This is a genomic window from Sphingobacterium sp. 2149 (assembly GCF_031455655.1).
GTDB lineage: Bacteria > Bacteroidota > Bacteroidia > Sphingobacteriales > Sphingobacteriaceae > Sphingobacterium.
Genome location: NZ_JAVDTD010000009.1, coordinates 284,158 through 302,097, shown reverse-complemented (window position 1 = coordinate 302,097; position 17,940 = coordinate 284,158). Strand labels below are relative to the sequence as shown.

Below are 17,940 nucleotides of genomic sequence, written 5' to 3'. Positions count from 1 at the left end.
AAAAGGAATAATCACAGCTTTTTTATATAATTGTATGATCTTTTAAGTGGCACGGTTTGACCGAAATCACTGGCATCATTACTCCGAAATACCCACAATTCGGTCAAAATTTTGTTCTAAATATTGAATTGCTTTGTAAATTCTTTCGTCTTCAAAGTGATTTTTAAGTTCACATTCGCATCGGAAGTTTACGAAATAATTGTTAATCTTATTCGTCAAATTGATAAAGTCAGAATCATTTTGTAAATAATCTGCAAAAATTTCTACAAGTTGTTCAAAGTCTTCATCCAAACTCGTAATCTTAATATTTCTGTATTTATTGTATAATTGATGACCTATACTACTAATCGGGTTTATAAGAATAATCAACGACGTTTCATTACTTTTAAATTGGTGTAGTACATTGCTGTTAATGAAACAAGTCGAGTAAGAATTTTGGTTATCTTTCGCGTCTGTGATTTTAAATTTCGCCTGTGAAGCAACACTGATTTGCAAAGCAAAATGTTTATGCGAAACGTTGTCGTTAAACTGTCCAACGAACACTCCCATTGTTTTTTCGATATGTATTTTATTTTGAGCGGTGTCGTTCATTGAAATGGCGTGTTAGCTTTTGCAGCTTGACGAAGTGGCGGATAAATTGGACAAAAAATTCAATTTAGTAGTAACGTAGTCGAGTATTTTCACAAAAGCAAGTTATCAAAAAAAAGGCTAAATATAAAACATATTCGGCGGTATAAAAAGCACAAAAGTTGTATCACTTAATCCGCCATTTTGTCTATTTGTCGGATATTTAACTTCATTTAAGTTATTGATTATTCTTGGCAATGTGGTCAAAACATCTGCGTCGGTTTCATTGTAAGGCAAGGGTAATTATATCACAAAGTCGCGTTACTTAAAAACTCCGCTAACATTATTTCTTTCCGGTCTATATGCTTTCAATTGGCAATTGTATCCACACGAGAATAAGTATTTGCTTCACGGTTAAGGGCGCCTGCGAGCGGAAAGAGAATAAGAAAACCGGCTGCTGTTGACTCACTGGCCACGACTAAATCACCATGGTTATCTATGGCAAAGCAAATAGTTTTAGTAAAGAATCTATTGACTAATCCATAGATCTCAAGGTCGGTATTTCTGAAAGAAACAAAGTTTTGCGATTCGGGCTTAATTTTCCTCGTCCTTTCACGCACAACATTTCCTAAGGTATCAATTAGTTTGAAATGGATTTTATTTTTTTTGGTGAGCTCCAATGAAGTTTTGTAAAGATAGTGCAGGCTATCGGTTTTAAAATAATTTGGTTCAATATAGTTCCATAGACAATATTCATTATTGGCTGCACTCTTCGCTTGGCTGATATGAGTGTGGCCTATTATCTTCTGAGGATAATTATCAAAGATGTATATCTGCTTCAACCCTACATTCGAAACGCTATGTGCCGCAGCAGTTTGTGCTAAATACTTGGGTGATATGGAAGTGCAAGAGATACACGAAAAAATAGATACCACTGAAAATAGCGCGATGACTAGAGTGCTCATATTGAGATGTTTTTTGATTTCTTTCATAAGCTCTTTTGTTCAATGAGAATTTCATGTAAGAAGTCTTTATTCTTTTTTCCATTTAGGAATAACGTTGGAAGGGAAAAAACTGTTATTATGTGACGTCGTGATTAATCTTCCAGGAAAACTTTTTACAGTTATCAAGGTTTTCAAATTCTAATGATTCTATCCAATCAAATTTTCCATCCTCATCTTGATATAAAACTAAATTGTCAGCTTTAATATTTTCAATAAATAATGATAATTCTGCAATACAAGCTTCTAAATCATCTAATCCATAACATGGAATATGTCTATGAATATCCGTTTTTCCATTTGGATCTTCAATTCCAATAGTTATTTCAGTATTATATGTTGCAATCCAAATTGAAAATATTCCGGATTCACTTTTCAAATCACAATCAAAAGATCCGTCATCTTGAAATTTTATTGTCTGAGGAAACTGTGGATAATTTCCTTCCAGGAATTTAAGTATCAATTTCGAAAATTCTCTTTGTTCCATTTAGCTTGATTTATAACTATGGCACATAATTCTTAAATATACGCAATTTGCGAAATTAGAAAGTTAATTTTAAAGATGCTTCACGAAGAGTTCTATATGTTCAGCTAAAAGAACTTGAAGAGCACGAATTGGTTGCAAAAGTTATTTACCCAGTTGTACCACCTAAAGTGGAATACAGTCTTACAGAATTTGGGAAGACTTTAATCCCTGTAATTTCTGCTCTAGGAAATTGGAGTGATGAGCATCAATTACTTCCCAACAATCACTTTTCGATGTTCAGTTCCCCATTCGGCGAGGGTATTGATGATTTTTTTTAGCGTCAAACCGTACTCTGTTAGCTGATATTGAACCGTTACGGGTTGCGTGTCGAGAACTATCCGTTTAATGAGTTGATTCATTTCCAATTCCTTTAGCTCTTTACTGAGCATTTTATTGGAGATTCCTTTCACATCGTTTAAAATATCAGAAAAACGCCGTTTGTTGTAGTAGCAAACTGACGATATTATTGAGATTTTCCATTTGCCATTCAACACATCCATGGCATCGTGAACAGCCATAATCTGTTTTCTGTTTGTGTCGTTATTCGAGCATTCTATTTCCATAATAAGTTACCTTGTTACCCAAAAGTTACTGTTACTTTTGGTTACAAAGTTACCAAAATAAATTTAATCAATTTAGATTTGCATAGTTAAAGAAATCGATTTCAAAAACAAACAGTTTAAAAAGTCTTGACTAGAATAGAATTTTCGATCATTAAAAATTTAAAAAGATGAATTTCTCAGATAAAAATGTAGTAATTACCGGCGGAAGTGCAGGAATTGGATTAGCTACCGCTAAAACATTTATTGAAAAAGGAGCAAATGTATTGATAACAGGCCGAAATACCGATACCCTTCATGCAGCATCAGGAAGTATTAATAGCCAAAAACTGAAGACCTTGTCTTCAGATACGTCCAAACTGGCAGATATTGCGCTATTGAAAGAAACAGTTGCAGCTAGCGGAAACAAAGTGGATGTGCTTGTACTGAATGCGGGAATAGCAAAGCAATATTCAATTGAAGACACAACCGAAGAGGTTTTTGACGACCTTTACAACATCAATGTTAAAGGACTATTCTTTACTTTGCAAAAATTAATCCCTCACTTATCAGAAGGAGCTTCCGTTGTTCTTATCTCATCTGGAGTCTCTGTAAGCGGGTATGCACAAATGGGTGCTTATGCAGCTACAAAAAGTGCAGTCGATGCGATCGCACGAACCGCAGTGACTGAACTGGCAGACAGAAAAATCAGAGTAAATGTGGTTGCTCCCGGATTGACCGATACACCTATGAATCAGCAAACGCCTCCAGATATAAAAAATGCCATAGCAGCAGCAGTTCCATTGAAACGAATCGGGCAAGCGGATGAAATTGCTAACGCAATTGTTTTCTTGTCTTCAAACGAAGCCTCTTATATTTCAGGTTCTTATCTGGCGGTAGATGGCGGTGTTACCATTCGCAGATAAATATGCGCGGTTTATGATATACTTAGTGTTAGCCACTAGGTATATCTAATCTTAGAATTAGAATTTAAAACGCTATCCGCTAAAGCTATGATTTAGTATTACTTAGCAATCTAACAAGTTCCTCTACAGATTCGTTAGTTGGTGCTGCAAAATCTTTTATTCCGTCAATTGTTTCCATGCAAAGAGGCGCAGCCCTTTCAAACATGATATCTTCATAAGCTGAAATCGCCTCTTTAAGATTGGCTTGCCTTCCACTCGTTAGGCATTTACACAGATCCAAAGCGTCCAGCATGGCCAGATTTACGCCTTCACCATTCGGAGGCATTAAATGCGCGGCATCCCCAATGAGGGTAAGATTACTTTTAGAAGCCCACCTTATCGATAAAGGAAAATAGTTAAGGGGGCGCCAAGTGAATTGTTCACTGGCGTCAAAAAGCATATAGAAGACAGGATTCCAATTTACAAAGTGTTTTTTTAAATATCCGCTAACTTCTATAGGATTACCGAAATCTATACCACTGGATTTACCCCAGTTTTCCGGATACATTGAGGCTGCATAAAACGTGAATCCGCCATCGCCTCTAGGCTGGACAACTAGGGTCGCCCCATCTCCCATAGCCATCAGATTCCCTTGATTAACCAGTTCGTACATTTCAGGGCATGCAATCTCGGGATGATCTATTTCGCCCTGGATAATTGCTGCTCCGGAATAAAGAGCTTTTAAATCCGTCAGATAGGGACGAACCTTGGAGCGGTAACCGTCCGATCCGATGACCAGATCAGAAGCCGCGGTCATTCCGTTCTCAAATTTTAATTCCCATTTATCTTCAATTTCCCGCAAACCTATAAGCTGGCTATCCCATACTACGGTACCAGGAAGCAGTCCGTCGATTAGGAGGTCTCTCAGCGCTCCTCTATCGATTTCTGGTCGAAAATGTTCATCTCCGAATACGGGTTCTTCGTCTCGCTGACTCTCATCCATCAGCATATTTCCCTGCGGATCAAGCAGACGGTATTTGTCGGCCCCCTTCATATAATTTGCTTTAAAAGCCTCCATAAGTCCGGTCGCTTCCATCGCTTTAAGACCTGAATCAAAGTGCAGATCTACAATAGCTCCCTGTACCCTTGCGGCTTGACTAAAATCTCTTTCGTATACTTTAACCTGCGCTCCTTTCATTTGCAGCAGCCTGGCCAGTGTAAGACCACCTGGACCACCTCCAACGATGGCAATATTTTTTTTGCTTAACATTTCTATCTTTTTTAATGATACAAAGGAACGGCGGAAAGAAAAGCGATACAATAACAAGATGCTGTAACTTTAGGACTATTCGCGGTTTTTCGCGATAAAGGCAGTCGGTGACATTCCTACCGCCTTGCTGAACAGCCGTGTGAAGTAGGAAAAGTCATCGTAGCCCAGTTCATCCGCAACCTCTTTCACTGACTTCCCGGCATGATAAAGCAACCGTTTGGCCTCCAGAATAATCCGCTGTTGAATATGCTTAGAAACGGGTTTACCAGTCGTAGCCTTAACGCATTCGTTGAGGTAAGAAGTTGATATGTTTTGAAGTCCGGCGTAATCCCTTGGAACTTTAACCTTCTTATAGTTCTTTTCCAATGTTGTTTTAAACACTCTTGTGATATCCTCAAATCGGGTATGATATACTGTCGGCTTTTCCAAAGCTAAATATTGTGAAATAATCAGCGCAATCAAGGTATTACAGCTTTCTTTTAAAATGGAATGATACAAAATCTCCGCTTTATTTCCAGACAATTTCATACATAAGGCAACGGCGTCTAACAGGGTATCAAGGGTCTCAAGATTTACAGACAATATGTCTGCCGGTGGTAGATCCTGCAACAAACTCAGATATGGCGCGCGGATGTTTTCTTCGGTAACGATCCAGGTACTGAGCATTGCTTTGTCGAATGAGATCACGCGATGCACCTGATGAGGATTGATATAGACAATGGCCGGGGCTTTAATGCAATAGGTTTGAAAATCAATTTCAATAGTTGTATTTCCTTTTTCCTGAATGATAAACGTATATCCTCCATCGCGATGCGCTCGTTCAACTTCGGGATCTGGTGATCCATGAAATGATTCACGCATCATCATAATACCCTTCGAAGTTTCTTCAGGCAATGTGTTTACAGGAATGTTTTTATCTTTTTTTCTCATTATAAAACAGGCTTAATAATAACAATCTCTTGAAAAAGAAATTACATTTCCTCAATTAAATTAAGCATCCTCATCTTCCGTCTGCCGCAGTTTAAGCAATTGAGGAACGCCTAAATCACCGTATTTTTTCTTCCAATTGAAAAATGTCGCCTTGTGAAACTCCCATTTGCCAGCATATTTCTTCCACTCGGATAACAGTCTCGGACTGACGTAGCGCAAAAGCTATCTGTGCCTCGGTAAACTTTGATCTTTTCATCGTCTTTCCTCCTATTTAAAATTAGTAATTCACACCCGAATTCTCTATTTTTAAAATGGTTTGTTTTGCGGGGGAGGTCACATGAATTGCTAATTTTGAAAGTGGCTTAAAATTTCGATTTTATAATTTCGTTACTCTGAGCATTTATCTTGATTATCATAAATATGGGGAATAAGTAAATAATTAATACTTTCATGCTATATAGCTGTTTTGTTTTAAAAAAAGAAATATAAATGGAAGGAACATTATTATTTAGATAGATTCGTTTGTAACGGATTATTATATAGAACATTATGAAACATCAGCTACTTTAAAGAATCAGGAATTGCCATAATAAAGTGGATATAAGTTGCAGAATCCTTATAATTCTTCAAGCAATTAACAATATAGGCTATCCGTTCGTAATCATCACAATCATTAATCCAACTAATCTGCGGCTGATAATAAGACCTAAATACTGCCAGAGAATCGTTCTCTAAATTCGTATATTCTTTTGTTAGTGGCAACCACTTCTCTAATACCAAATCCTGAATATATTCTTTCTCAAAAACACGTTGTAACCTTCTGGAATCCCGGCCCTTTTTGCTAAACTTGTTATATAATTTATTTAAATTAAGGCTTAGACCATTTGAGAAACCTAACATATCCTTTGTATCTCCCCAAAAGTAGATTAAACGATAGTCCTCTTTCTTCTGTTCGTATCTTTGCTTTGCATTCAGCCTATCTTTATTTACAATTACAGAATTAAGCCGAATGGTATCCTTGGTTCGATAAGTTGTATCATATATAACCCATTTCCCATTTCGGGTGTGAGAATAATGTCGAGATACTACAAAAACATTAGAAAAATAAAAAGAAAGAATGACAAAAACCTTGGTAGAATACATAGAGCGCTGGTTAAAAATAATGCCTAATTCTAGTCATTTAAACTCATTTTTACAGATATGCCTTATCTATGTTAATTATGATTATCTGCTTCCTATTCGTATCATGAAAATTAGAGTTTTCAATATTTTCAACGACTACTTTAAATGCTTCTTTGGCTTGCCTATTGAGCAACGTTGACCAAAAAAAACTATTACATCTGACTCGCGGGATTTGGGAAATTCATATATTGAAATTAGATCACTAAGCTGTTTTCGAACAGAAAGTTGAACAGCGGATTTGGGTGGGTAACTATTCATTCTGCCATCATAATTCCAATTTAAATGACCATTTAATGATCCTTTAGCATAACAATTTATATGATATGAAATAAGAGAATCATTTTTGAAATAAAGTATTTGAATAGGTTGAGAAACATCATTCTTACTAAATTCGGAAAACTCGTCAATAAACTTTTTAAAAGAAGTATCACTGCTAATAATGGTTGTCGCACTCGGATATAGATCTGTCATGTACCTTTCGGACTCTTTAACCTTTACAGGATCGAATTCTTTTAAGTCTTCAATTCCGTAAAGTTTTTTAAGCACAGTACTGCAAGAGCTTAAAAAGCCTGTCAGCATTAAAAATAAAAGCAATAAACAGCACTGTTTCATAATTTAAAGAATAGGAACTAAATTGAAAAAATTTGATCTGAAATTGATTTGATAGTTCATTTAGAAAATTATTAAATTAAAATATTAGAAAAATATTAATATTAACAAACTAATACCATTTTTCAGCTTCAATCACAATCGAATTCAATCATAATCGAAGTGCAACATACAGTAAAAACCAATCAATTCAAAATAAAAAAGAGTAAAACAATAATACTTTCAACTTAAAAAAACATAGCCAAAACATTGCCAATATAACTTATACAGATAAAGATTTACTGACATCCATTCAAAAATGTGTAAATAGGCTTATAAAGTTGAATCAATTAAGATTAGAGAACTAGATCTCTTTAACTATTTTCACAGTTTAATATACACATTTGGGTAGTATTTAGCATCCTTTAAAGATATTGATTTTATATTACGTAAATTAACCAAATAGGATACTGAAACGTTAAATATTATTAGCGACAATTATAACCTGATAAACCAATTAAATTAAAGCCATCACAGCATACAAACTATTTAACTGTAATAAACATATGAAAAGAATCCTCCTATTTCTATTATTGGCTACCCTAATAGGTTGCCAAAAAACAATCTTTAATGAGACTCTTGACCATGCTAAACAAGACGAGCAATTGATTAGAGCAGGATCATACTTTTGGTCCAACGGTCAAAAGATTGCACTATCGCCTGATAGTAGTGTCTATCTCCTGCAGCTCGCGCCCAGCACAAATATCTCAAAAGTTGCCAAAGCGGGGGGCAAAAAAGTCTCGGTACTCTCAACATCAAGAATTTTGATCAGTAAGACGGATCTCGATGCTGATAATGTAATTTCCAAAGTGGAGAAATCGGAAATTATAGCCAAAATTCCATCTTTCAAAGTGCAAGAGACTCCTTTTAAGCCGAATGGAAAAATAGTGTTCAAACCTAAATCTGATGCTGAATTGCCCAAAATCAAGCAATTGATCGGTGATCAGGTTAATATTAGTGATACAGTCAACTATGAGGTGTACACTGCAGAAGTATCCAATATTGAAAATATACTCACAGTGGCAAACAAATTATATGAATCTGGACTGGTAGAATTTAGTCATCCGGATTTCATTGCTCAACTGATCAAAACTTCTAATGATCCTTTTTATACCTATCAGTATTATCTCAACCAGACAAATAACATTGATATCAACGCACCCGAAGCCTGGGCATTATTGGGTACTACAACCTCTCCGGTAAAAGTTGCTGTAATCGATGATGGAGTCGAAGCACACGAGGAACTTACTGGTAGATTACTATTAGGGTACACTCCTAAATCATCTTCAGGTTATGGCGCCCCCACTACTGGATCTGCACACGGACAAGCTGTAGCGGGGATTGTGGCGGCAAAACGCGACAATAATATTGGAATAGCAGGCATTGCTGACTTTGCTCAGATAATTCCTGTAAATATATTTTATGGGGGTGAAACTCATTCGGATATAGCTAACGCAATCAATTGGGCATGGAATCAAGGCGGAGCCGATATTCTCCAAAATTCGTGGTCTGCTGGAAATACAGTAATAGTTGACGTTGTAAAAAATGCTGTAAACAATGCCTATACGCATGGACGGAACGGAAAGGGATGTGTCATTGTTTTTAGTTCTGGAAATTATCATCCTGACGGAAGTTCATTGGTAAAGTTCAATGGTGTGGCATTCCCGGCAAACCTACCAAATGTAATCGCTGTCGGTGCAGTAGCTAGAGATGGAAACATTTCTTTGTATAGTTCAAGAGGTCCGGAAATCGATCTCGTTGCTCCATCTGGACAAAATGGTGTTCCTGATGTATGGACTATCGACAGGATGGGTGCAGCCGGCTATTCTACAGGAAACTATACTTCTTCTTTTTCTGGAACTTCTGCTGCTGCACCGGAGGTAAGTGGAGTGGCGGCGTTGGTGTTGGCTAAATTTCCAAATCTCACTGCTGCTGAGGTAAAGAACCTTTTGATACAAAACGCAACCGACATGGGACCCATAGGATTTGACAATACTTTCGGATATGGGCGGGTTAATGCTTCAGCGGCATTATTGTCTGGGCCTTCGGTATTGGATGGACCGGCTACGGTATGTACCGAGAGTGTTTATAGTATTTTTAATCCAGGATCGATAACTCTTGAAAATGCAAGCGGTATTGCAACATTAACTGCTCTAGGAAATAATCAATGGAAAGTGACAAGAATTGGCAATGCGAATGGCCCCATAAATCTGGTTTCTACATCTAATGGAAAGGTATATAAAATGAATATCCATATCGGACCGATTTTTCAAGGTCAAATAGATGGTGATGTAGCATTAAAAAGAGGTTGGACTAATAGAGTTTATTCATTGTTTGAAAGTGGCGGCACTTATACTAACCATAAATGGACAATAAGCGACAATCGAATTACTATGGTTCCTAATGGAACAACAGTAAAATTAAGCGTTCCTTCGTCATATCAAGTTTCTGATCCTATGGAAGGTGATTGGATAACCTTAAAATGTACCATGGATAGCGAATGTGGTCCAGTAAGTACTTCAATGCAAATCAATATAATGCCATTATAACAATAAAGCCTAGACTAACAATCTAGGCTTCTACTTTCTTTCTCTCCAAAACCACCCATTTTATTGCGGAATCTAATTCGTCCGGCCACGCTTTTAGACCTTCTTCCTGGATCTTCGCTCCTGCTTCAATTCCAACGCATTGCGCTGCTGACAAAGCGGTTTTCTTAATATAATCTACGTAACCCGTCGGTGGTTCTTTACTTAGTTTCATGAAACAAATGTACAATTAGATTTGCTTTTACTAAATTTGTTAGTATTTTTGATTTGTGAAACCGCTCGAAGTTTATCGCCGCAACCGTGTTATGTACGTCCAAATGACTGTACACGATAAGAGCATGGGCATGAAAGACTATCATCTTTACAGCAAAAATGGCCTTGCTTTTTATGTTTTCAGGAAATCTCGGGGCATTTGGGACCTTGCCTATGGAGAGCTCGCGGATGATAACAAAGAAGCCTGCATTGATGCGCTTATACTTCGTTTTGATAGTGATGTTCCTGAATTGTTTTACCATCAGGGAAGACGTCAGATAGTGGAAGTGAGAGCGAAGAAATATAGCCTTTGGCACATCTATCTCAATAATGCCTATGTAGGAAGTATTCAGTATTTCACCTTCACCAAGCAATTCAATTACCAAATCGAAGACAATAGCTTATTGACGGATGATCATGCTCAAAAGTACATCGCCATGATCCAACGTGGGGAATTAAAGTGGATAAAGGATGATATTCGATAATTTCGCGCTCAATGGTGAACCGTAGGTTTTAGAGATAACTCCATTGATGTGTAGCTCCCTGATTTACACCATCACCTACACCCTCACTCCAAACCCAGGAAACTCTAGCACAAGATGATCACCTTCTTCTTTCCAAATAGGGTCTGATTTACCATAAGCCTTAATTGGCAATTGTATCCACACGACAATAAGTATATGCATCATGATTAAGGGCGCCCGCGAGTGGAAAGAGAATAAGAAATCCTGCTGCTGTCGACTCACTGGGCACTACTAAATCACCATGTTTATCTAGTGCAAAGCAAATAGTTTCGGTGAAGAATCTATTGACTAATACATAGATTTCAAGATCGGTATTTCTGAAAGAAACAAAGTTTTGTGGTTCGGACTTAACTTTCCTCGTTCTTTCACGCACGACATTTCCTAAAGTATCAATTAGTTTGAAATGGATTTTATTTTTTTTGGTGAGCTCCAATGAAGTTTTGTAAAGATAATGCAGACTATCCGTTTTATAATAATTTGGTTCAATATAGTTCCATAAACAGTATTCATTATAGGCTGCACTCTTCTCCTGACGGCTATGATTATGGCCAATTACCTTCTGGGGATGATTATCAAAGATGTATGTCTCCTTCAAGCCTACCTTCGAAACGCTATGTGCCGCAGCATTCTGTGCTAAATACTTTGGCGATATGGAAGTACAAGAGTTACACGAAAAAATAAATACCACTGAAAATAGTGCAATGGCTAGTGTGCGCATATTGTGATTTTTTTTGATTTCTATAATAAGCTCTTTTGTTCAAATTCTAAAAGGACAGGTGCTTTTTCACTTTGTCCAATGGAGACCGTATAAAATCCGTCAATTTATCCATCGCTTCCAACTCCTTTAACTGAATATTTAAAATCCTACGCGAAGCGTCCGGAATCTTACGCTGCAATTCGCTTGGTCGTCGATATCCCTGATCAATAAACCAGAGCAAACGTATTTTCCATTTGCCGTAAAGCACTTCACCGATCAGATCAAGACCACAGTTCAGGTTCGGAATTATTTTTCTCTCATACATATTCCAAAATTAAAGGTATGTTCCGAATTGCACAATAGGGGAAAAATTTATCCCTATATGAATCGTATTTCCGTACTTGTGCTAACTGTTTTTATAATCCAATTTTGTCCTATAAACAATTCGTAAAAATGGAACAATTTAATTTCAACAATGAATTATCAGGCAAAATAGCCTTGGTGACCGGCGGCACCAAAGGTGCCGGAAGAGCAATTGCAGAAAGACTGCTACAGGCTGGAGCAACAGTGATAGTAACCGCGAGAAACGCACCTGAGAAAAAAAACAGTAACCTGCATTTCATCGCATCCGATTTGAGTAAAGCAGAAGGTGCCCAAAACGTAGTTAGCGAGGTACTTACTAACTATGGAAGACTGGATATTTTGATAAACAATATTGGTGGGTCATCAACCCCCGCCGGCGGGTTTGCGGCACTCAGCGATGCGGATTGGGAATCTACGCTACAGGCGAATCTTTTGGCTCCGATTCGTCTAGATAGAGGATTTTTACCGCAAATGATCGATCGGAAAACAGGCGTTATCATCCATATAGCTTCAATTCAGGGGAAATTGCCTCTATATGATTCGACTTTGCCGTATGCCGCAGCAAAGGCAGGGCTGCGAAACTACAGTAAAAGTTTATCGAATGAAGTGGCTCCAAAAGGTGTTCGTGTACTGACTATTTCGCCTGGATGGATCAATACCACAGCATCGGAAGCATGGCTAGGCGAAATTGCAAGAAACTCCAACAGTACTGTGGAGGAAGCCCAACAAGGTGTAATGGACGCTTTGGGTGGAATCCCTTTCGGAAGGCCCGCTGAACCTGAAGAGGTAGCTGAACTCATTGGTTTCCTTGTTTCACCGAGAGCCAACTATCTAACAGGAACTGAATATATAATCGATGGTGGAACCGTACCAACAATTTAATATTATTTAAAAATAAAACATATGAACTTACCAAAAGTAATCGCCGAGTTAGTAGAAAAACAAAACGACTTCGATAGTGCTGCTTATACAAAATGTTTTACGGAAACCGCGGTAGTCTTTGACGAAGGCAAAACTCATAACGGAAGAGTAGAAATCGAACAATGGATTGACAAATCCAATAAGGAGTATAACGCTACTATGGAGCCATTGGATTATGACGAAAAAGAAAATATGCTGTCCGCGGAAATTTCTGGATCTTTTCCTGGAAGTCCAGTCATTTTAAAATTTCATTTTCAGTTGTCTAATGGGCTTATTCAATCACTGAAAATTACTGAATAGAATCTTAAACAATCTGATTCAAAAAAAGCTGAGGTATTTACTCCAGCTTTTTTTTATATCCAAAGTCTTTAAAATACCATTAGCAATGTACCATACTTCACCATCAAAATCAAAGGAATGATCTCATTCATTTACCCTATGTGGCTTTTAATTTTAAATAATTAATACGCGAAAATGTTCGAATACTTTCGTTTTATGTATATTCGCGGGGATAAAAATCAAATAGACATTTATAAAGAATTAAATACGACCAAAATTTGATGTCCATTTTTCCAGTTATAACATCAGTCTTATCAGAGAAGAACTTAGGTGAATTTATTAAAGATAAATACGATCTGAGTGACGGATTTCATTGTACATTATTCCGAACAGGTGTAAATCATACTTACTTTATTTCTGACAAAAAAATCAAGTATGTAGTAAGAGTATATTGCCATGGTTGGAGAACCAAAAATGAAATTCAAGAAGAATTGTGGCTTCTTAAACTGTTGAAAGAAAATAGTGTTTCTGTTTCATTCCCTATTCCAGATAAAGAAAATAATCTGATACAAGAAATCAATGCACCTGAAGGGCAGCGCTACATTGTACTATTTTCATATGCTGAAGGAGAAAAAATGCGATTTATGGATAATGAAACTTGTTATGAAATTGGATCTCTAATGGCAAGGTTACACACCATTACTTCAAATAAAAACATAAATAGAATCAATTATAATTCAGAATCACTTTTAAATAAATCATACGAATTATTAAAGCACTATTTCTCAGAGGATTTGAGCGAGATGAAATATCTTAAAGAAATAGGTCTTGAAATCTCCAATACATTTCAAGAAATAGAACAATCCGAAGTTCAGAAAGGAATAGTCCATCTCGACATTTGGTATGATAATGTAAGTGTTAATAGTAAAATAGAAATAACCATTTTTGACTTTGACAATTGCGGTAATGGCTTTTTGTTTTTAGACATTGGTTATTTCTTTATCCAATTATTTCACATAGAGTTAAATAAAGAAATCTATGAATCAAAAGTTGAAAGCTTTCTTAGTGGCTACCGAAAGGTAAGAGCGATTACGAAAAAAGAAATTAAACTAATTCCAGAGGCTGGGGCAGCTATTTTTGCTTTTTATCTCGGCGTTCAAGCACAAAGATTTGATTGGTCGAATATCTTTTTGACAGAAAACTACCTGAAAATGTTTGTTGGAAGAATAAAAACCTGGAAAGAATATTATGCATCAAAAAAGTAATTGTGGCTAACAATGGCAATACACTTTAATTCGATAATGATAGCCCTCTCCTATCAAAAGGCTCTTCCATGGTCATTCATACTTGATCTGTCAATGTAAAACATTTTTACTACTCAGATCATGCATAGTCAAATATTCGGTAACAGAAAACTTCTCGACCGCTAGTAATGCATTTTCGACATCTAGAAATAATTTTCATCCGTCGAATAATCAGCAGCAAATTTAAGCAGATATGAAGTGAACTTCTCTTCCACAAGCATCGCGAAGTTTAAATAAATAGGCCTCACCTATCAAAGGATCAAAATGAATAGTATTATCGCCAAACGACGTTACAGTGGTTACATTGCCACGAGTGCGATGGGTGTATATCCATAGGTTTTACTAATCCTGACTCTACACTTTTGGGTAGTAATTCTCCATTAATGACACTTTCCATCGCAGATTTATTTATCTTAATGGCTAAATTATATTATCAAGTGAAAAGATATTTAGTATTTGTTGCACAACAAATGTTTGTGTATGTGATATTATAGAGTAATTAAGCCTAAAATTAATTAATAACATAAACAATAATCAGCATGAAGAGTAAATTATTACTATTCCCCTCTTTATTAGCAATCTTAATAAGTTGTTCGAAAAGGGTAAACGATCCTTTTATTCCTGAGGAGAAAAACCAGTTGGACAGTATTTATCAAGCTCCTAAAGATCCATTTTTGGGAATTCCGGAAAAGACGTCTGTGGTACATGTGCAAACCAGTATTGTTAACTACAACCAATGGCAAAACTTCTTCGTATCACCAGAAAAAATGACTATTGTGATGTGGCCAAGCCATGACAAAACATTAGTCATAAAAGATGTCGACAAGGCTATTCAAGGCATTGCCATTGATAAAGAGTCGAATACTGAAGTCAAAACAGATAATATCACAATCGCTTCCGGCATTACATTTCAAGATTATTACCCGGGCAAATATCTTATAGCGGTGATTATGACCGACGAGAAAGGGCAGGGTAAAAAAGCCTACAGCAGTAAAGAAATTACAATAAAAGAATATGGAAAATATTATATGCACAAAATATTTTCATTTGATGCGAAAGAAAGAGAATTTGAAGAATGGTCACCAAAAATAATAGAGAAATGAGAATAAAACTGACGTTAATACTCTTCCTTAGCCTTTTATTAAATCGGGTAATCGGACAAGTAATTAGTGGTGAGGCAAACCCGTGTCCAGAGACAAATTATACCTACTCTTTTAGTGGATCTTCCTTCGGCAATTATTTTTTATAGTCGATAACCGATGGTCAAATTATTAGCCAAAATTCAAATACTGTTGTTGTTAAATGGTATAACAAGGTGACCGAAAATGGAAAATGGAAACTTCGTGTTCAATACGAAACGATAAAATTTGATGGAACTTCTGGCGGTTCCACTTATTTGGATAAAGATGTGAAGGTGAACATACCTTCCCGCTATGTTATAACTGGGGATAGAGAAATTCCAGGTGATTTTAGAGGGAATAAAACTTATACAGCGCAAATAGTTAATTCAAATTTTCCTGCCGCATCATTTATATGGACGACGAATACGGGTATTCAGACGACAACCACTACTCCATCGTTTAATGTAAATATCACCGATGATCAATTGAAGTGATTACCGTTGCTGGGAAAAGTTCTACGTGTCCGCAATGGGGTGAAACCTTTAAATTTGATATAGTATATACCCCTGTATTTACAGGACCATCGTCTATTTGCTCTGAAGGAATCTACACAATTACTAGTCCTGGTACTATAACCCTTGAAAACGCATCAGGGATTGCGACGTTGACTGCTTTAGGAAATAATCAGTGGAAAGTGACTAGAACAGGTACAGCTAATGGACCTGTAAATTTAGTTTCAACATCAAATGGTAAAGTTTATAAAAAGAATATCCACATTGGCCCACTTTTCCAAGGTCAGATTGAAGGTTATACGACTTTAAAAAGAGGGTGGTCAAATAGATTGTATGAACTTTTTGAAGCAGGTGGCCCTTATACAAATCATACATGGACTATAAATAGCAATATGATAACATTGTCACCAAATGGAACAAATGTTAAATTGAGTGTCCCAACCTCATACAATTACTTAGATCCAGAAAATGGTGATTGGGTGACTCTAAAATGTACTATGAATAGTGATTGCGGACCGGTATCTACAACATATGATATATTAATAATGCCTTAAAGTATATAAAAGCCTAGACTAATAATCTAGGCTTTTACTATTAAATCAACCCGATAAACAACATGGTCGGTTAAATTCTTGGCATAGTTTAAATCAATATTTACTGATTGCCGATAGGTAAGTCCAGACAATGAAGAATAGCTGTAACGGTATTCTGAACCAAAGATAAGTCACTCCATTCCCATTAAATGTAGCCTTTTGATAATCTATTTGTTTTATGGAAGCATAAATATTTGCAGGAAGTACCAATATCAGGAATACTATAAGTAACCAAGCAGTTAAAGTCCGATAATTTGGAAATAGAAGTCCAAAGGCAAAAATAATTTCTGCAATTCCTGTTAGATAAACACTTTCTGTTTTGAACGGGATAAATCCAGGTATCATTAAAGCCATTCCCTTTGTAAACGCAAAATGCCCAATAGCAGAAAATATCAACATTGCAAACATAGCTATTCTGCCCGATAAAGCACATTGACAAGTACCATAAAGTAATTTCGTAACCAATAGGGAAACAGCAAACACACCAAGTAAAACAATTAACGGTTTCATTTTTTATAGGCAAAGTTCGTTTATTGCTTTAGAGAAATCAATGAACCCAAGTTAAGAAATTCGTCTGCGTATTCTACTTAATGCTTGTGGTGTAATACCAATGTAAGAAGCAATATATTTCAGTGGTATTTCTTTTATAAGCTCCGGTCGCTCGGTAAAGAGATTTAAGTATCTCCTTTCAGCGGTTTCATTCAACAGAGAAAGCTCTCTTTGCGACTTTTTCAAAAACAATTCTTCGCTGGCTTGTCGCCCAATTGCATTACCGATTTTTGTTTTCTTGTAAATTTCTTGCAGATCATCAAAGGTAAGTTGCCAAAGTGTTGTTTCTGTTAAGGTTTCTATATAGTAAGTTGAGGGATTTCGAGTTAAAAAGGAATTGTACCCGCTTACAAAATTGTTATTAAATGCAAACGAAAAAGTAAGGTCATTTTCTTCTTTTGGGATGTAGAAACGCACAATTCCTGTTTCAATGAACGACAGATTATTTTCTATTTGACCCGACTTTAAGAGGATATGTTTTTTAGGAAAATTCTGCCTTGTAAGTTTAGAATAAAAAGCCTGCCAATCATGGTCTGTTAGCTCAAATCTCCTTTCAAAATATTTTCGGATTAGTTCCATTGAAGCTGTTAATCAATTACATTTTACAAATTTACATCACTACCGTCGAAAACGATTAGGAAAAACGCATAAAAAAGCGAGGCATTATGAATTCAAAAAATATTATATTGAAGACACCACTACGCCACCAAT

Annotated in this window: 23 protein-coding genes and 1 pseudogene; 10 read left to right on the top strand and 14 right to left on the bottom strand. The window is 36.4% G+C overall.

The window, feature by feature from the left end; all coding sequences use genetic code 11:
• Positions 1 to 78: 78 nt before the first annotated feature.
• The 3 genes from J2X77_RS15135 to J2X77_RS15125 all read right to left on the bottom strand — a co-directional run bounded on the left by J2X77_RS15135 (position 79) and on the right by J2X77_RS15125 (position 2,055).
• Positions 79 to 591: a hypothetical protein gene (locus J2X77_RS15135; RefSeq protein ID WP_310081396.1), complete on the bottom strand. Its 513-nt coding sequence runs from the start codon at positions 589 to 591 to the stop codon at positions 79 to 81.
• 344 nt (positions 592 to 935) lie between these two features.
• Complete coding sequence (locus J2X77_RS15130) at positions 936 to 1,559, bottom strand: hypothetical protein (RefSeq protein WP_310081395.1); 624 nt, start codon at positions 1,557 to 1,559, stop codon at positions 936 to 938.
• A gap of 88 nt (positions 1,560 to 1,647) precedes the next feature.
• Positions 1,648 to 2,055: a hypothetical protein gene (locus J2X77_RS15125; protein ID WP_310081393.1), complete on the bottom strand. Its 408-nt coding sequence runs from the start codon at positions 2,053 to 2,055 to the stop codon at positions 1,648 to 1,650.
• Between the two features lie 128 nt (positions 2,056 to 2,183).
• On the opposite strand from J2X77_RS15125, the gene J2X77_RS15120 reads away from it, so the two are divergent.
• Positions 2,184 to 2,372 carry a winged helix-turn-helix transcriptional regulator gene (locus J2X77_RS15120; RefSeq protein ID WP_409050316.1) on the top strand — a complete coding sequence of 63 codons (189 nt, stop codon included), beginning with the start codon at positions 2,184 to 2,186 and terminating at the stop codon, positions 2,370 to 2,372.
• On the opposite strand, the gene J2X77_RS15115 is transcribed toward J2X77_RS15120, so the two are convergent.
• Entirely contained in the window at positions 2,304 to 2,657 is a 354-nt protein-coding gene (locus J2X77_RS15115) for a helix-turn-helix domain-containing protein (protein WP_153848085.1), read from the bottom strand. The two genes, J2X77_RS15120 and J2X77_RS15115, sit on opposite strands and share 69 nt — an antisense overlap.
• 167 nt (positions 2,658 to 2,824) lie before the next feature.
• On the opposite strand from J2X77_RS15115, the gene J2X77_RS15110 reads away from it, so the two are divergent.
• Entirely contained in the window at positions 2,825 to 3,559 is a 735-nt protein-coding gene (locus J2X77_RS15110) for an SDR family oxidoreductase (protein WP_310081390.1), read from the top strand.
• An 85-nt stretch (positions 3,560 to 3,644) separates the two neighbouring features.
• Here J2X77_RS15110 and J2X77_RS15105 read toward each other — a convergent pair whose 3' ends face one another.
• From J2X77_RS15105 to J2X77_RS15085, 5 genes and pseudogenes are all read right to left on the bottom strand, one after another.
• A complete protein-coding gene (locus tag J2X77_RS15105; protein ID WP_310081388.1) occupies positions 3,645 to 4,808 on the bottom strand; it encodes an FAD-dependent monooxygenase in 1,164 nt (387 codons plus the stop codon).
• 75 nt (positions 4,809 to 4,883) lie between these two features.
• Entirely contained in the window at positions 4,884 to 5,738 is an 855-nt protein-coding gene (locus J2X77_RS15100) for a helix-turn-helix transcriptional regulator (RefSeq protein ID WP_310081385.1), read from the bottom strand.
• Positions 5,739 to 5,804: 66 nt separating this feature from the next.
• A pseudogene (locus J2X77_RS15095) lies at positions 5,805 to 5,994 on the bottom strand (transposase); the annotation flags it as partial.
• A 305-nt stretch (positions 5,995 to 6,299) separates the two neighbouring features.
• Positions 6,300 to 6,881, bottom strand: a complete 582-nt coding sequence (locus J2X77_RS15090) for a hypothetical protein (protein WP_310081383.1) — start codon at positions 6,879 to 6,881, stop codon at positions 6,300 to 6,302.
• 135 nt (positions 6,882 to 7,016) lie between these two features.
• The gene (locus J2X77_RS15085) at positions 7,017 to 7,532 is read right to left on the bottom strand and encodes a hypothetical protein (protein ID WP_310081382.1); all 516 of its coding nucleotides are present in this window, start codon (positions 7,530 to 7,532) and stop codon (positions 7,017 to 7,019) included.
• Between the two features lie 542 nt (positions 7,533 to 8,074).
• Between J2X77_RS15085 and J2X77_RS15080 the strand changes: the two genes are divergently transcribed.
• Positions 8,075 to 10,117 carry a S8 family serine peptidase gene (locus J2X77_RS15080; protein ID WP_310081379.1) on the top strand — a complete coding sequence of 681 codons (2,043 nt, stop codon included), beginning with the start codon at positions 8,075 to 8,077 and terminating at the stop codon, positions 10,115 to 10,117.
• A gap of 22 nt (positions 10,118 to 10,139) precedes the next feature.
• On the opposite strand, the gene J2X77_RS15075 is transcribed toward J2X77_RS15080, so the two are convergent.
• The gene (locus J2X77_RS15075; protein ID WP_310081377.1) at positions 10,140 to 10,328 is read right to left on the bottom strand and encodes a hypothetical protein; all 189 of its coding nucleotides are present in this window, start codon (positions 10,326 to 10,328) and stop codon (positions 10,140 to 10,142) included.
• Between the two features lie 55 nt (positions 10,329 to 10,383).
• Between J2X77_RS15075 and J2X77_RS15070 the strand changes: the two genes are divergently transcribed.
• On the top strand, positions 10,384 to 10,851 hold the full coding sequence (locus J2X77_RS15070) for a hypothetical protein (RefSeq protein ID WP_310081375.1): 468 nt from the start codon (positions 10,384 to 10,386) through the stop codon (positions 10,849 to 10,851).
• A 160-nt stretch (positions 10,852 to 11,011) separates the two neighbouring features.
• On the opposite strand, the gene J2X77_RS15065 is transcribed toward J2X77_RS15070, so the two are convergent.
• A complete protein-coding gene (locus J2X77_RS15065) occupies positions 11,012 to 11,608 on the bottom strand; it encodes a hypothetical protein (RefSeq protein ID WP_310081373.1) in 597 nt (198 codons plus the stop codon).
• Positions 11,609 to 11,654: 46 nt separating this feature from the next.
• Positions 11,655 to 11,912, bottom strand: coding sequence for a winged helix-turn-helix transcriptional regulator (locus J2X77_RS15060; RefSeq protein WP_310081371.1), 258 nt, complete (start codon positions 11,910 to 11,912; stop codon positions 11,655 to 11,657).
• Between the two features lie 128 nt (positions 11,913 to 12,040).
• On the opposite strand from J2X77_RS15060, the gene J2X77_RS15055 reads away from it, so the two are divergent.
• From J2X77_RS15055 to J2X77_RS15030, 6 genes are all read left to right on the top strand, one after another.
• Entirely contained in the window at positions 12,041 to 12,832 is a 792-nt protein-coding gene (locus tag J2X77_RS15055) for an SDR family oxidoreductase (protein ID WP_310081369.1), read from the top strand.
• A 21-nt stretch (positions 12,833 to 12,853) separates the two neighbouring features.
• Positions 12,854 to 13,171, top strand: a complete 318-nt coding sequence (locus J2X77_RS15050; protein ID WP_310081368.1) for a nuclear transport factor 2 family protein — start codon at positions 12,854 to 12,856, stop codon at positions 13,169 to 13,171.
• Between the two features lie 260 nt (positions 13,172 to 13,431).
• A complete protein-coding gene (locus J2X77_RS15045; protein ID WP_310081366.1) occupies positions 13,432 to 14,415 on the top strand; it encodes a phosphotransferase in 984 nt (327 codons plus the stop codon).
• Positions 14,416 to 14,993: 578 nt separating this feature from the next.
• A complete protein-coding gene (locus tag J2X77_RS15040; RefSeq protein WP_310081364.1) occupies positions 14,994 to 15,557 on the top strand; it encodes a hypothetical protein in 564 nt (187 codons plus the stop codon).
• 212 nt (positions 15,558 to 15,769) lie between these two features.
• Entirely contained in the window at positions 15,770 to 16,069 is a 300-nt protein-coding gene (locus tag J2X77_RS15035; RefSeq protein ID WP_310081362.1) for a hypothetical protein, read from the top strand.
• Entirely contained in the window at positions 16,066 to 16,641 is a 576-nt protein-coding gene (locus tag J2X77_RS15030; RefSeq protein ID WP_310081360.1) for a hypothetical protein, read from the top strand. The genes J2X77_RS15035 and J2X77_RS15030 overlap by 4 nt, the downstream gene beginning before the upstream one ends.
• Positions 16,642 to 16,734: 93 nt before the next feature.
• On the opposite strand, the gene J2X77_RS15025 is transcribed toward J2X77_RS15030, so the two are convergent.
• Complete coding sequence (locus J2X77_RS15025; protein WP_310081359.1) at positions 16,735 to 17,190, bottom strand: hypothetical protein; 456 nt, start codon at positions 17,188 to 17,190, stop codon at positions 16,735 to 16,737.
• A gap of 51 nt (positions 17,191 to 17,241) precedes the next feature.
• A complete protein-coding gene (locus J2X77_RS15020; protein ID WP_310081357.1) occupies positions 17,242 to 17,808 on the bottom strand; it encodes a Crp/Fnr family transcriptional regulator in 567 nt (188 codons plus the stop codon).
• Between the last annotated feature and the right edge of the window lie 132 nt (positions 17,809 to 17,940).